The organism is Nocardiopsis yanglingensis (genome assembly GCF_045809185.1).
Taxonomy (GTDB): Bacteria; Pseudomonadota; Gammaproteobacteria; order Xanthomonadales; family Xanthomonadaceae; genus Stenotrophomonas; species Stenotrophomonas yanglingensis.
Map to the genome: position 1 here is coordinate 48824 of NZ_JBJNRH010000009.1, position 14360 is coordinate 63183.

At 64.4% G+C, this 14360-nt stretch carries 14 protein-coding genes and 1 tRNA gene; 6 read left to right on the top strand and 9 right to left on the bottom strand.

The features are described 5' to 3' along the window. Positions 1-121 precede the first annotated feature (121 nt). From ACJ7C5_RS13255 to ACJ7C5_RS13265, 3 genes are all read left to right on the top strand, one after another. Positions 122-197, top strand: a tRNA-Lys gene (locus ACJ7C5_RS13255). 41 nt (positions 198-238) lie between these two features. Next, positions 239-715: a Com family DNA-binding transcriptional regulator gene (locus tag ACJ7C5_RS13260; RefSeq protein ID WP_412704162.1), complete on the top strand. Its 477-nt coding sequence runs from the start codon at positions 239-241 to the stop codon at positions 713-715. Then, the gene (locus tag ACJ7C5_RS13265; protein ID WP_412704163.1) at positions 633-1343 is read left to right on the top strand and encodes a DNA-methyltransferase; all 711 of its coding nucleotides are present in this window, start codon (positions 633-635) and stop codon (positions 1341-1343) included. Before ACJ7C5_RS13260 ends, ACJ7C5_RS13265 begins: the two co-directional genes overlap by 83 nt. 272 nt (positions 1344-1615) lie before the next feature. Here the strand turns inward: ACJ7C5_RS13265 and ACJ7C5_RS13270 are convergent, their stop codons facing one another. Further along, positions 1616-3160 (bottom strand): N-acetylmuramoyl-L-alanine amidase family protein, encoded by a 1545-nt coding sequence (locus ACJ7C5_RS13270; protein WP_412704164.1) that lies wholly within the window; start codon positions 3158-3160, stop codon positions 1616-1618. A gap of 658 nt (positions 3161-3818) precedes the next feature. After that, positions 3819-4157 (bottom strand): hypothetical protein, encoded by a 339-nt coding sequence (locus ACJ7C5_RS13275; protein WP_412704165.1) that lies wholly within the window; start codon positions 4155-4157, stop codon positions 3819-3821. 231 nt (positions 4158-4388) lie between these two features. Here ACJ7C5_RS13275 and ACJ7C5_RS13280 point away from each other — a divergent pair, with 231 nt between their 5' ends. Continuing rightward, on the top strand, positions 4389-5231 hold the full coding sequence (locus ACJ7C5_RS13280; protein ID WP_097049982.1) for an alpha/beta hydrolase: 843 nt from the start codon (positions 4389-4391) through the stop codon (positions 5229-5231). An 84-nt stretch (positions 5232-5315) separates the two neighbouring features. After that, on the top strand, positions 5316-6254 hold the full coding sequence (locus ACJ7C5_RS13285) for an alpha/beta hydrolase (RefSeq protein WP_412704166.1): 939 nt from the start codon (positions 5316-5318) through the stop codon (positions 6252-6254). Positions 6255-6361: 107 nt separating this feature from the next. Here the strand turns inward: ACJ7C5_RS13285 and ACJ7C5_RS13290 are convergent, their stop codons facing one another. Both ACJ7C5_RS13290 and ACJ7C5_RS13295 read right to left on the bottom strand, forming a co-directional pair. Then, positions 6362-6787: a response regulator gene (locus ACJ7C5_RS13290; RefSeq protein WP_049400506.1), complete on the bottom strand. Its 426-nt coding sequence runs from the start codon at positions 6785-6787 to the stop codon at positions 6362-6364. Positions 6788-6881: 94 nt separating this feature from the next. Next, on the bottom strand, positions 6882-7649 hold the full coding sequence (locus ACJ7C5_RS13295) for a CPBP family glutamic-type intramembrane protease (protein ID WP_412704167.1): 768 nt from the start codon (positions 7647-7649) through the stop codon (positions 6882-6884). 149 nt (positions 7650-7798) lie between these two features. On the opposite strand from ACJ7C5_RS13295, the gene ACJ7C5_RS13300 reads away from it, so the two are divergent. Further along, the gene (locus ACJ7C5_RS13300) at positions 7799-8107 is read left to right on the top strand and encodes a TFIIB-type zinc ribbon-containing protein (protein ID WP_088026868.1); all 309 of its coding nucleotides are present in this window, start codon (positions 7799-7801) and stop codon (positions 8105-8107) included. 54 nt (positions 8108-8161) lie between these two features. Here ACJ7C5_RS13300 and ACJ7C5_RS13305 read toward each other — a convergent pair whose 3' ends face one another. The 5 genes from ACJ7C5_RS13305 to recQ all read right to left on the bottom strand — a co-directional run bounded on the left by ACJ7C5_RS13305 (position 8162) and on the right by recQ (position 14055). Further along, entirely contained in the window at positions 8162-8674 is a 513-nt protein-coding gene (locus ACJ7C5_RS13305) for a GNAT family N-acetyltransferase (protein ID WP_412704168.1), read from the bottom strand. Between the two features lie 81 nt (positions 8675-8755). Next, positions 8756-9781 carry a copper resistance protein B gene (locus ACJ7C5_RS13310; RefSeq protein ID WP_412704169.1) on the bottom strand — a complete coding sequence of 342 codons (1026 nt, stop codon included), beginning with the start codon at positions 9779-9781 and terminating at the stop codon, positions 8756-8758. After that, complete coding sequence (locus ACJ7C5_RS13315) at positions 9778-11589, bottom strand: copper resistance system multicopper oxidase (RefSeq protein ID WP_412704170.1); 1812 nt, start codon at positions 11587-11589, stop codon at positions 9778-9780. The genes ACJ7C5_RS13310 and ACJ7C5_RS13315 overlap by 4 nt, the downstream gene beginning before the upstream one ends. 75 nt (positions 11590-11664) lie before the next feature. Beyond that, a complete protein-coding gene (locus ACJ7C5_RS13320) occupies positions 11665-12045 on the bottom strand; it encodes a CopL family metal-binding regulatory protein (RefSeq protein WP_412704171.1) in 381 nt (126 codons plus the stop codon). Positions 12046-12249: 204 nt separating this feature from the next. Then, positions 12250-14055 carry a DNA helicase RecQ gene (recQ, locus tag ACJ7C5_RS13325; RefSeq protein ID WP_412704172.1) on the bottom strand — a complete coding sequence of 602 codons (1806 nt, stop codon included), beginning with the start codon at positions 14053-14055 and terminating at the stop codon, positions 12250-12252. Between the last annotated feature and the right edge of the window lie 305 nt (positions 14056-14360).

The following is a 14360-nucleotide window of genomic DNA, read 5'->3' on the forward strand; positions in this document are numbered from 1 at the left end:
CGACAGCCCAGATCGGGGTAGTGCCGGCCGCTGGCCGGCAATCTCGGCACACCAGGGTTTCACCCGGCCCGGCAAAGTAGGGTAGAATGCCCACCCCGCCGAAAGGCTGGGGCAGTGCAACGGGCCGTTAGCTCAGTCGGTAGAGCAGAAGACTTTTAATCTTTTGGTCGAAGGTTCGAATCCTTCACGGCCCACCATTGCGATCAATGACTTAAGGCGCCCGAGTGGCGCTTTTTTCATGTCTCCGGAAAAATTGAGTGGTTCCACGCTCAAGTGCGTTTCTCTTGCCGGGCAGTACTACTGGCAATTCATGGTCGCAGCGCTGCCATGTCGTTTCGGTAACGTGTCCACCGGCAGCCTTGTTATCGCCACCGGTGATGCCCCAGTGTTTCAGAACCTGCAGGGCGAAGCGCTCGGCCTTGGATATAACCCCGACATGGACCGCTTTGGCGGCTGCGTGATGATCGGCCGCCAGAACCTGCGCTGCGGCGCATGCGCTCGCCTGCTGGCCAAGGCCGCAGGCGGCTATGACCTGCAGATGAAATGCCCCCGTTGCGGGGATATGAACCATATGAAGGCCCAGAGCCTCTCCACGGATCGCCGCGAGCGACACCAAGAAGAAGGCTCTACCCATGAAGAACGAACTGATCCACGGCGATGCACTGAGCGCGATGCCGACCCTGCCGGCCAACAGCTTCGACGCCCTCATCACTGATCCCCCATATGCAAGCGGCGGCGTCCACGCGTCTGCTCGCCAGCGCAGTCCCAACGAGAAGTACATGCAGAGCAGTGGGCCGTACCTGCATGCTGACTTCCCCAGCGACGAACGCGACCAGCGCTCGCACCTGGCGTGGATGCAGCTGTGGCTGGCGCAGTGCAACCGCGTCTTGCGCGATGGCGCGCCGGTGCTGTTGTTTACCGACTGGCGGCAGCTGCCGCTGACTACCGACGCGCTGCAGTGCGCCGGCCTCACCTGGCGCGGTGTGGCGGTGTGGGACAAGACGGGCGGCGTGCGACCTCAGCGCGGCCGATTCTCCAACCAGGCCGAGTACGTCGTACTGGGTAGCAAGGGCGGGATGCCGCTGGGCCGAGCGGCGCCAACGCTGCCGGGTGTCTTCCGCGAGGCGGTACGCAAGTCGGACAAGCACCACCTCACCGGCAAGCCGACCGACCTCATGCGCCAGCTGGTGCGGATCTGTGGGCAGGGCGGGCGCATCCTCGATCCATTCGCCGGCTCCGGCACCACGTTGGTAGCCGCTGATGCTGAGGGCTACAGCTGGACCGGCATCGAGATGACCGGCCACTACTTCGACGTGGGCCAGAGCAGGCTGTCGCAAGTCTGACCGTGCAGTGGCGTTTTGATATGACCAATGGCCGCCCGTTGTGCGGCCATTGGGTTTTGGGCTTTCGATTCGTCCATACCACACGGGCGCGGAGATTGTCAGTGGCCAAGCCAAGGTCGCAACTATCGGAGCATGCACGGTGTCTCCACCGTCTAGATTCCAAACGACAATGGCACCCTCACCTTACCATATGCACGGACGGCTCACACGTAGAGCGTCAGCCAAATGGGCAGTTCACCCTCAACTTCCCTAGCGTTGAACGCGCACCACTACTAGGCTTGGCAGGTAACGGTGGACACAATTGGTGTTGTCTTGACTCCATCAGCATCGTAGATTGTCGTTTGTACCGTATGGGTTGCGTTGCTTGACTCAGCGGAGTCGCATCCAAAATTCCAGCTCAGCTGCCCGTCTTTGAGCGTAACCGGTAGTCCCTTGGCATCGCCGCACCTGTGTCCTGGTGCGCACTGCACGATTTTTGCGTCCGCTTTCATCGCCCCTTGAGGGTAGCCCGTGTAGGTGAAAGAGACCGGGACTTTGCTCGGGCCTTTGCCAGCAGCAGGGCCTGTGGAAGTGATAGCGAAAGCTGAGCAAGACTTACCTTCGCGATACATGCGGTAGCCTTTCTCGAATCCGAGCATGGCGGCTTTTTGGAACACGGGATCCTTCAATGCGGCTTGATCGTCCGGATTCGTATGGAAGCCAACTTCAGCGATCACTGTGGACATCGTCGCTTTCCGCGTCTCGGCATTGTCATCGGTGTAAACTCCGCCCGCAGGATAGGACTCGTATCCTGGCGTTGAGTTGATTAGTTCCTTCATATAGCAGAGGGCGCTTTCTGCCAGCTTCTGATCTTCAGCGCGTCCAGGTTGATAGATCAGTCTCAACCCGCGAGCAGTAGTGTCTGCAACGCCGTTTGTGTGAACTTGAAGAAGAGCATCAACTTGCTGATTGTTCGCGAAAAGGGGTCGCGCATATAGATCTTCGGTTCTCTCAATGTCTCCCTCGCGAGGTGACGATGCTTTGGAATTCCAAACCGACTTGAGTTCCGGGTATTTGCTCGCGAGGTGGTATCTTGACGAGACTTTCCACCACTCAAGTCCGCTTGGCTGATGAATAGTGGATTCCCGTGATCTCACGAAGGATGTCGTCGCTCCACTTCGGCTTGTCAGTGCGCTAGATAGAAATTCCGCCATGGGCGGCGTAATCACGTCCTCGATAACGCCGTTGTAGCTGTCGCGTTGAAATCGCCAATCCTTGAATCCGTAGTGATAATAAGATCCATGCCCGGCTGATATCATTACTTTTGCGGGTTCGGCGCTTGGCTCGGCTCGCGCCGAGGTTCTGTTGGTTGGTGATTTTTGGGTCGGCGTTTCGCGTCGTTCCTCAGGGAAGTAGTGGTATACATTTTCTCCGTCAAATCGAAACTCAACTCCCCCGATGGGGATTACGCCTTCCATTATGGAAATGAGAGATCTGGATATCTCATGCAGGTTATCTTCGAACTGAGCGCCATAGCTCTTGGGGATGAAGTCTTTCCCAAGATCAACTATCAGTAGTTCGCCAGTTTTGTCGAATTTTGCAAAAACTCTATGACTGTTGGAGGCTTGGCCTGGCAATGGAGGAAGGCCATTTACAATCCGCTGCGCCTCCTTGGTGAGTTCACTTTCCAGCTCAAGACGCTCATTTGCCTTCAGATGAACAACGTTCCTCGGGCTGTCGGTTACGCCTGGATAGCTAATCGCAAATCCATTGCCCGCGCTTGCCCATGCGCCGATGCCGAGTGCTACTGCTAGTGATGACCTATAGAGCGATTTCATAAAATTCCCTTTAGTAATCTCAAGCCCCCTGCCCCTCGAAGATATGGCAGGACCTTAGCCCCCGCAAGGCATATCACAAGCTGGTGATCCTCTAAGTCTGGGGTGAGCGTAGATTCAAACTTATCTAAATCAATGGCTTGCATCTTCGATGGGCAGTATTTGGAACTGGCCAGAAGATCATTCGAATCCATCATCGTGCCTTGAATACGGATGGAACGGACAGCCAAGGGGCTGGTAACGGCTCAAATGCAGCTCACGTCGTGGCGATGCTGCGCTTTGTCGATTTCTGTACCAATCCGGCAGGCCGACAGACCTACTACGTCAGTTGGTGCGGGGAGGATGGCGGGAGCATTCTCGATCCATTCATTGGCTTGGGTACGACGTTGGTGGCCGCGGATTTCGAGGGCTACAGCTACCGGCATCGAGATTAATCTGGTCCCCGTCAGCGGACGCCAAGAAGCGATACTTTGATCGCACTGAGATTTCTTATGTCCCGTATCACCCGCCGTAGTTGCACCGATGGGTTTAAAAGCCAGGCTGTGGAGCTGGCCGAGTCGCTTGGACCTGCCGCAGCTGCCCGCCAGTTCAGGGGGGGGCAGATCAATTCAGAAAGGCACCGCCAAGCGGTGCCTTTTTTGTTGCTCCCGGTGCCGGGCTCCTACTTCGTCCGCGCTCCCTTTGCCGTTGCGGCTGCTGCGTCAGCAGCCTCCTGTGCAGCCGTTGCTGCGGCATTCGCAGAGCGCTCGATCGCGACGCGTTCCGCCTCGAAGGCGGCAAGGCGCTGTGCACTCATCCTGCGCTCCAGTTCCATCGATGCGACGAAGCTCTCCGGATACTTCGAGGCACAGGCCTGTTGCACCAGCTGCACCGCGTGATCGGACAACCCCGGCTGGATATGACCCAGCAGGCAGTCCGCATACGACGCAGATGTGGATTGGTTCCCTGCGGGTTGCGGTGAGCCTGCAGCAAGGGCAACAGCAATCAATGCATTCAACATAGAAACCTCCTTGTAATGGTCAGTCAGGGCGGCTGGGGCTGCCAACGTCGAGCATAGCGCCATCCCGGACCGCCGTCGCTCGGCGGGAGCATCATGGTTCCAGCAGGCATGGACCAGAATCGAGCATTCGGCAGGGATCTGCTTTCGCGTGAGTCCATCGCATTGCAGTGCGACCCACCCGGCTCGAGGCCCTGGCGCTATGCTCGGCACTTTCCCAGGATGGGCCGCCCCATGCGCTTGATCGTGCTGTCGCTGTTGTTGTCCGCTGTCTCCGCCGCGCCGCTGATGGCCGCCGAACCCGCGTCGCCCGCTGCCGCCTCGCCACTGGTGATCGGCGAGACTTTCACCATTGAGTCGAAGGCGCTGGGCGAAACCCGCCGCATCAATGTCTACCGTCCGCAGCCCTGGGGTCTGGATCCGAAGGCACCGTTGCCGGTGCTGTACATGGCCGATGGCGGCATAGGCGAAGATTTCCTGCACGTGGCCGGGCTGGTGCAGGTGCTGAGCGGCAACGGCAGCATGCGTCCGTTCCTGCTGGTTGGCATCGAGAACACCGAGCGCCGCCGCGACATGACTGGCCCCAGCAACGACCCGCAGGACCAGAAGATCGCGCCGCGTATTGGTGGATCGGCGGCCTACCGCCGCTTCCTGCGCGATGAACTGATGCCGCAGGTACGCCAGCGCTACCCGACCACCGACGAGCGCGCGCTGATCGGTGAATCGCTGGCCGGCCTGTTCGTGGTCGAGACGCTGCTGCAGGAGCCGACGCTGTTCAACAGCTACATCGCGCTGGACCCCAGCCTGTGGTGGAACCGTGGTGCAATGTTGGCCGGAGCGACCAAACAGCTGCCGGCGGTGACGCGTGCGAAGCCGCAGGTGTTCCTGGCCAGCAGCGGACAGCCGGAACTGGCCGCTTCCACTGCACGACTGGCCGCGTTGCTGCAGCAGGCCGCGCCGTCGCCACTGGTGAAGTACCTGCCGCTGCCGGAGGAAACCCACGCCACGATCTACCACCCGGCCGCCCTGCAGGCGCTGCGCACGCTGTTCCCGGCGCCGCCACCGGCCTCGCCCTGACCTGGCGTGGCACTGCGTCGCACGACGTGTGAGGATGCGGTAGCGGCGCCAACCGGGTGCGTCGCCCGCAACGGGAGAGCGTGGATGCAGCGTGTGCGTGTATGGAGTGTGGCGGCCTGCCTGGCCGTGAGTGGCTGCGCGATGTCGGTGGCGCCACCGGCAACGCAGAGTGAAGCGAAGGAAAGCGCGGCCACTGCAGCGCCGGGCGTGGTGCTGCCGGATACGGAAGCGCTGCGCGTACATGACCCCGTGGGGCGCGATTACCCGATCTGGGTGGCACTGCCGGCCGACTATGCCGCGCACCCTGAAAAGCACTATCCGGTGCTGTACGTAACCGATGCGCTGTACAGCTTTCCGCTGGTGCGCAGCGTGCGCAACATGGTCGGGCAGAAGGGCGTCAACATCGAGGATTTCATCCTGGTCGGGCTGCCGCCGCAGGAGGGCCTGACTTCGAAGCAGAGCCGTTCGCGTGATTACACCCCCAGCAATCCGGCGCGTACCGACCCGCGCGACTACAGCGATGACGTCAGCTACGGCGGCGCGGCACATTACCGCGATTTCCTCGCCGAGCACGTGCTGCCGATGATCGATGCACGCTACCGCACCGATCCGGCGCGACGCGCCTATGCTGGCCATTCCTATGGCGGCCTGTTCGGCGCCTACGTGCTGACCACGCGTCCGGACATGTTCCGGACCTACATCCTGTCCAGCCCGTCGCTGTGGTTCGACAACCACCTTGTGCCGCGCCTGCAGGCCAAGGCCAAGGCGCCCACGCAGCCGACCACGGTGGTGCTGTCGATCGGCAGCTTCGAAACGGTCAAGCCGGAGCCGCGCTATTTCACCCGCAACGACATGCTGCGCCACAACGCCGAGTTCGCCGAGCAGCTGCGCGGCAGTGGCCGCTCGCTGACGGTGGACAACATGGTGATCGACGACGAGGACCACTTCACGGTGTACCCGGACATGATCACCCGCGCGTTGTTGAAGGTGTTCCCGGGTACCGGGCCGTACAGCAGCGGTTGATCTCAGGTTCAATCCACGCATGGCGTGGATCTATCGGGGGTGTTGACGAAGATCCACGCCGACGAGAAACGGAATCAGTAGATCCACGCCATGCGTGGATGATTGCCTCAGGCCGCGCTGGCCTGCGGCGGCGGTATCAACGTGGCATCCGCTGCATGACGGAAGCACAGGCGGATGGCATCGAGCAGCTCGCTCATGCTGTACGGCTTGGGCAGGAAGTGGATGCCGGCGCGCAGCTGTGGCAGCACGCGGTGCTGGTCCATGCCGGAGGTGACCAGGATCGGCAGCTGCGGCAGGTGCTCGCGCACGCGGTTGGCGGTTTCGATGCCGCTGATGCCGCCCAGGCAGACGTCGGTGAACAGCAGGTCGAATGGTTCGCCAGCGTTGAGCAGGCCCAGCGCGGCCTCGGCGCTGCTGACAGCGGTGACCTGGCAGGCCTGGCTTTCCAGGGCGAGGCGACTGAGTTCCTGGGTTTCCTCGGCGTCCTCGATCAGCAGGACGCGCGGTTCCACAAAGCGCTTGGACAGCAACATGACGCGGCAACTCCGGACAACAGGGGGAGCGAAAGGCGCGCAAGTATGCGCAAGCCGGTAGTGATCCCGGCGTGCACGGCAAGCTAAGTGGGCGTTACAACCGTCCGCGCCGCTTGCGATGAAGGTGCCAGGCCAGCACCAGCACCGCCAGCAGGGCCGTGCCGATACGCAGGCTGGTGGCCTGCCAGCCCAGTGCAACGGCGTCATCGAGGCTGAACACATTCCAGGCCAGGTTCATCGAAACGTGCAGGACCAGGCCGCACCACAGGGTGTCGCCGTCGAGGTGGTCGAGCCAGGCGAAGATGAAGCCGCCCAGGGCGATCACCGCGCCGACGAACAGCGCGATGCCGCCACCGTCCAACCCACCGAAGCCGAGCCAGTGCACCATGCCGAACAGCAGCGCCTGCGGCAGTGCGAGCCATGGCCAGGAGCCGCGCATGGTCTTCACCAGCAGCACGAAGCCGAGTCCTCGGAACAGCACTTCCTCGGCCAGCGGGAACAGCACCGCCAGCATCGTGGCATCCAGCGTGGTCAGCGCGGTGTTCGGCGTGCCGAGCAGCGCCAGGCCCAGCCAGCAGGGCAGGCTGGCCAGCAGCACCCACATCGGGCCACCCCAGCCATTCCCGCGCAACCCGAGGCTGGCCAGCAGGCTCATGCCACGGGGTCGCAGCAGCGCGGCCAGCAGCAGTGCCACCAGTACCGCCAGCGTGTTGTCCAACAGGCTGCCGCCATAGGGGATGGGCAGTGCGGGAATCGGTGTGCCGATGGCCGCGGCGATATCGCGCAGGTTCAGGCCGAGGCCGACGCTCAGCAGGACCAGCAACAGGCGCGCGGTGGTGGGCAGGCGGGACAACACGGTCATGTATGCATTCCCTGCGGAACAGGGTTTCAGTCTGCGGGGTAGCAGGGAAGCGGGCACGCGTCGGAAGTCCCCGTGCCATCGGTCATGCGTTGCCGCACAGTCATCACAGGGCAGGTACAGTCGATGCCAGACCGACAGGAGCAATGCCGATGCTGTGCCCCGTGTGCAAGACCCAGACCCTGCAGATGGCCGAACGCCATGGCATCGAGATCGACTATTGCCCCGGCTGCCGTGGTGTCTGGCTGGACCGGGGTGAACTGGACAAGATCATCGAACGCGCGGGTGCCGGTGCGGCCGCGCCGCCGCCAGCGCCCGTGCAGGCCCAGCCGGCATCCGCGCCGCCACCGGTGATGCACCGTGATACCCGCCACCTCGGCCAGCGCTACGAGGACAACCGTGGCCACGGCTACAAGAAAAAGAAGAAGGACAGCTTCCTGTCGGAATTGTTCGACTTCTAGGCGCTTCGCTCTTTGTAGAGTCGAGCCATGCTCGACTCTACAAGGGCCGCGTGATCACGGCCGCCGCAGGATGAACTCGCGGTCGTGGGTGTCGCCGACGATGAAGTCGTACTCGCCAACCTTGCTGCAGCCATAGCGCGCGTAGAAGCGTTGCGCACCGAAATTCTCTTCCCACACGCCCACCCACAGGGTGCGGCGCTGCGGCTGGTCCAGCCAGGCCATGAACGCATCCATCAGGCGTGCACCATGGCCGCCGTTCTGGTGTGCAGCCAGGATGTAGAACCGCTTCAGTTCGATGTCGCCCTCGCGTGCATCCGTGTGCGGCAGGGTGTTGGCGCCGGCGGCCAGATAACCGACCACGGTGTCACCGTCCATCAGCAGCCAGATGGCACTGCGTGGGTCGGACAGTTCGATGCGCTGAGGTTCGCGGCTGTAGTGCGCCTGCAGGAAATCATGCAGCTCCTGCGCCGGGTACGAGTCGCCCCAGGTTTCGTTGTAGGTGGTGATGGCGATCGCCGACAGGGCGTCGACATCGGCAAGGGTAGCGCGGCGGATCTGCAACGACATGGCGGGGCCTGCAATGGAGCGTGGCGCAGTGTAGCCGGCCCCGGCGACTGCCGGGGCTGGCCATTGCTCACGAACCGCTGCTCAGAACCACATGCGCACGCCGGCGACCCAGCGGGTGTCGCGCGCGTGGTCACCGGCATAGTCGGCGGTGTCGCCAAACGTGCGTTCGTGGCTGATGCCGATGTACGGCGCGAAGCGGCGGCTGAACTCATAGCGCAGGCGCAGACCGGCCTCCACCTTGTTCAGTCCGCGACCAATGCCGTACTCCGGTTCATCCTTGGCCGCGACGGTGGCTTCCAGCAGCGGTTGCAGGATCAGGCGGTTGGTCAGCAGCACGTCGTACTCAACCTCGGCCTTGGCCAGCACCTGGCCACCGGAGCCCATGTACAGCGTGGCCGAGCTTTCGAACTTGTACGGCGCCAGGCCCTGGATGCCGATGGCTGCCCACGTGCGCGAGTCGGCCGGGCGGAAGTCCTGGCGCACGCCGACCAGCACGTCCCACCACGGCGACACGCTGCGGCCGTACAGCGCTTCCAGTGACGACGATTCGGTGCGGCCACGGCTGCGTTCGCCATCGGTACGCAACCACAGACGGTTGATGTTGCCGCCGATCCAGCCGGTCGCCTCCCAGGCCTGGCCGTTGCTGCTCTTGCCATCCCAGTGTTCGAGGCGGTCGATCAGCAGCAGGCTGTTGATCTCCGGCGCATGCTCCATCGCACCGTGAGCGATGGGCGGGAAGGCAGCGGCACGGTCGGCATCGGTCGGCACCGGGATGGGTTCGCGCGGTTCGGTGGGCGCGGGCGCGCCGTGACCCATCGCCGCATGATCCATCCTGGAAGGGTCCATCGTGGTGTTGTCCATCGCCGCCGGCTGCATCGCGCCGTGGTCCATCTTCGAGTGGTCCATGGCTGAGTGGTCCATCGCGCCCGGATCCATCTTCGAATGATCCATCTTCGAATGATCGACCGGAGCGACTGGCATCTTCGCGGTCTTTGCGGGCGGATCCATCGCGGTCATGTCATGACCTTCGTGCGACTGCGCGAACACCGGCAATGCGGCGGCCAGGCCCAGGGCCAGCAGGCTGGGGGAAAGCAGTGGGCGGCTCATTCTTCGATCCTCACTTCGCGCATCATGCCCGCTTCCATGTGGTACAGCAGATGGCAGTGGTAGGCCCAGCGGCCGAGCGCATCGGCGCGCACGCGATAGCTGCGGCGGGTGCCCGGTGGCATGTCGATGGTGTGCTTGCGCAGCTGGAACTCGCCCTGCGCGTTTTCCAGGTCGCTCCACACGCCGTGCAGGTGGATCGGGTGCTGCATCATGGTGTCGTTGACCAGCACGATGCGCATGCGCTCGCCGTAGTTCAGCCGCAGCGGTTCGGCGCTGGCGAATGGGATGCCATCGAACGACCAGGAGAATTTCTCCATGTGGCCGGTCAGGTGCAGTTCGATCTCGCGACTGGGTTCGCGGCCATCCGGGTCTTCGAACAGGCTGCGCATCGCGCCGTAGGTCAGTACCTGGCGGCCGTTGTCGCGCAGGCCGATGCCGGGGTCGTCCAGCTTTGGTTCGGTGGCCGAACTCTGCATGTCCACCAGCGGGTTGTTGCGCTCGCTGGCCGGGTGCTTCGGTGACTTGCTGGCGGTATCGCTGCCGCCGTGCGCGCCGTGGCCCATGCTGGCGCCGCAGCCGCCTTCCATGCCCTTCATCGCGGCCATGTCGTGACCGCCGTGGCCACCACCGCCCATGTCGTGGCCCATGTCAGCCATGGTCAACAGCACGCGCCGGTCGCGCTCAGGAATCGGCGCCTGCAAGCCATGACGTACGGCCAGCGTGCCCGCAGCGTAGCCGGTGCGGCCCATGTCCTGGCAGAAGATGGTGTAGGCATCCTGGCCGCTCGGTTCCACCAGCACGTCGTAGGTCTCGGCTGGAGCGATGCGGAACTCGTCGATGCTGACCGGGTGGATGTACTGGCCATCGGCAGCGACCACGGTCATTTTCAAACCGGGGATGCGCACGTCGAAGTAGGTCATCGACCCGCCGTTGATGAAGCGCAGCAGCACCTTCTCGCCACTGCGGAACAGGCCGGTCCAGTTGCCGGCCGGGGCGGTGCCGTTCATCAGGTAGGTGTAGGTGTTGGCATTGACGTCGGACAGGTCGGTGGGCGTCATCCGCATCCGGCCCCACATGCCACGGTCGGACAGCGCTGCAGACCAGCCGTCGCGCTTCGCGTCGCGCAGGAAGTCCGGCAGCGTGCGCATGTAGTAGTTGTCATACGCCGCCAGCTTTTTCATGCGGCGGAACAGCGCGCCCGGGTCCATGTCGGTCCAGTCGGACAGCATGATCACGTGCTCGCGATCATGACGGTACGGCGCCGGCTCGGCGGGATCGATGATCAGCGCGCCGTACAGACCAGCCTGTTCCTGGAACATCGAGTGGCTGTGGTACCAGTAGGTGCCCGACTGCTTCAGTTCGAAATGATAGTGGTAGGTCTCGCCGGGGCCGATGCCGTTGAAGCTCAGGCCGGGCACGCCGTCCATGTTGGCCGGCAGCAGGATGCCGTGCCAGTGGATCGACGTCGGGTGTCGTTCCAGCGTGTTGCGCACGAACAGGTCCACGGTCTGGCCTTCGCGCCAGCGCAGGATCGGTGCCGGCAGTGAGCCGTTGACGGTGATCGCCGGGCGGGTACGGCCGGTGAAATTGGCCAGCGATTCGCCGATGGCCAGTTCGATGCGGGTGTCGCTGAGCACGGCGGGGGCGCCGGCCAGGCGTGGGGCGGCCGTGGCGGCGGCGAGCGCACGCTGCGGCACGCCGACAGCGGCGATACCGGCTACCACGCCGCCGGCGGTCAGGCCCTGCACGAACAGGCGGCGCGACGACATGGGCACAGCGCCCGGGCCGGGGGGAATGCGGGTATTCATGGTGGTGACTCCAGACACGTAAAGACGCCGGCAGGCGGCCGGCTACGGTGCGCAGGGCGCACGGTGCGTGTGGAATCAGCCGATGGGAGGACGCGAGATCGGCGGCAGCGGCGGCGCCGGACGGCCAGTGGCCGGCATCGGCTGCGGTGCCAGTGACAGTGCCGGGCTGGCCAGGTACGGCAACGGCTGTACCACCAGCAGCGGGTGCTGGGCGCAGCTGCGCACGCAGTCCTTGATCTGGCAGTGGGCGTCGTGGGCGGGGGCCTTGGTCTGCGGGGCCTGATCGGCCTGCATGGAGGCATGGTGATGGCAGTCGGCATCGCCGCCATCAAGGGCGGCTACCGCGTGGGCCATCCGGCCCATTTCCTCGTGACCGCTGGCCATGGCTGCGTTCAGCCCGTTGAGCAACAGGCTGAGCATGAGCACGACACGGAGCAGGGTCGAGGCCAGGGACATGGCGCTAATCTAGCTGCAAGCGGGCGCGGATGCACTTCCGGCTGAATGGCCGGTTCAAGGTTGGACCAGCACCAGTGTAGAGCCCAGCCCACGCTCGGCTGCTGTTCGCGCAGAGGCAGCCGAGCGTGGGCTCGGCTCTACAGGGGCGCCCGCGCGCCGTTGGGACCATGCCCGGCGGCCGCGCAGCGCGGCAACGCGATACCGTCAGCCCTCTTCGCGCACGATCTCGACCAAGCGCGGGCCGTAGCGGCTCAGCTTGCTGCCGCCGATGCCGCCGACCCGGGCCAGTTCGTCCAGGCTCGTCGGGCGCTGTTCGGCAATGTTGCGCAGGGTGCTGTCGTGGAAGATCACGAAGGCCGGCACATTCTGTTCGCGGGCCAGTTCGGCACGCAGGCCGCGCAGGGCGTTGAACAGCGCCAGATCCTGCGGCAGCACCGACAGGCCGGTGCGCTGTGCGCTGCGCTCGCGTCCGCTGGTGCTGCTGGCCGGGTCGCGGCGCATGCTGATCTGCCGGCGGCCGGTCAGTACGTCGCGGCTGGCGTCGGTCAGGCGCAGGCCACCATGGCCCTCGCTGTCCACTTCCAGCAGGCTGGCGGCGACCAGCTGGCGGAACACGCTGCGCCAGGTGCGCGCATCCAGATCGCGACCGATCGCATAGGTGCTGAGCTTGTCGTGCCCCTGCTGCTTCACCTTCTCGTTCTCGCTGCCACGCAGAACGTCGATCAGGTGGCCGACGCCGAAACGCTGGCCGCTGCGGTAGACACAGCTCAGCGCCTTCTGCGCCGGAATGGTTGCGTCCCACGAGGCCGGCGGTGTCAGGCAGTTGTCGCAGTTGCCGCAGGGCTGGGGATAGGTCTCGCCGAAACCGGCCAGCAGCACCTGGCGGCGGCACTGCATCGACTCGCAGTAACCCAGCAGGTGGTCGAGCTTGGACCGCTCCAGCTGCTTGCGCTCTTCACCTGCCTCGGACTGCTCGATCATCTGCTTGAGCAGCACCACATCGCCCAGGCCGTAGCACAGCCAGGCCTCGGCGGCCTCGCCATCGCGGCCGGCGCGACCGGTTTCCTGGTAGTAGCCTTCCATCGACTTGGGCAGGTCGGTATGCGCCACGAAGCGCACGTCCGGCTTGTCGATACCCATGCCGAAGGCAATGGTGGCGCACATCACGATGCCATCCTCACGCAGGAAGCGGCGCTGGTTGTTCGCGCGCACGTCCGGTGGCAGACCGGCATGGTAGGGCAGGGCGTTGAAGCCCTGGCCGCAGAGGAATTCGGCGGTCTCCTCGACCTTGCGCCGTGACATGCAGTAGACGATGCCGGCCTCGCCACGGTGGCCGCGCAGGAAATCGGTCAGCTGCTTGCGGGCGTTGTCCTTCTGCACCACGGTGTAGCGGATGTTGGGGCGATCGAAGGAGCTGACGAAGTGGCGTGCTTCCTGCAGATCGAGGCGCTCGGCGATCTCGCGCTGGGTCGGCGGATCGGCGGTCGCGGTCAGCGCGATCCGCGGGATCTGCGGCCAACGCTCGTGCAGCACGGTCAGCTGGCGGTACTCGGGGCGGAAATCATGGCCCCACTGCGACACGCAGTGTGCTTCGTCGATGGCGAACAGGGCGATCTGGCTGCGCGACAGCAGCGACAGGAAGCGGCCGGTCAGCAGGCGCTCGGGGGCGACATAGAGCATGTCCAGCTCACCCGCGAGCAATTCGCGCTCGACGCGGCCGGCGGTCTCGGCGTCCAGGGTTGAATTCAGGTACTCGGCACGTACCCCGAGCTGGCGCAGGGCTTCGACCTGGTCCTGCATCAGCGCGATCAGCGGCGAGATGACGATGCCACATCCGTCACGCAGCAGGGCCGGGACCTGGTAGCACAGCGACTTGCCACCGCCGGTGGGCATCAGCACCAGGGCATCGTGACCGGCAGCCACATGCTCCACGATGTCCTGCTGGGGACCACGGAAATCGTCGTAACCAAAGACGCGTTGGAGCAGGTCGTGCGCGGGACGGGAAGCCATCCGGCTAGTTTACCCCGGCGGGGGTGTCTCGGCAGGGCTGCGCCCTGGGAACGCGCCATCGCATGCGCGCTGCCGCTCCCACGCTTCGCTGCGCGAAACGCGGGCCCCACTTACCAGCTCCCAGACCCCCGCCGCTTCGCGGCCGCCCCCTGACTCAGGGGGCTCTCCCCCAGGCTTTGCCGACAGATCGCGAAAAACTGTCGAAGGCGGGGGGGGGGGGGGGGGGGGGGGGGGGGGGGGGGGGGGGGGGGGGGCGGCGCGGCCCGGCCGGGGGGTGGGGGGGGGGAGCCCCGCCCCCCCCCCCC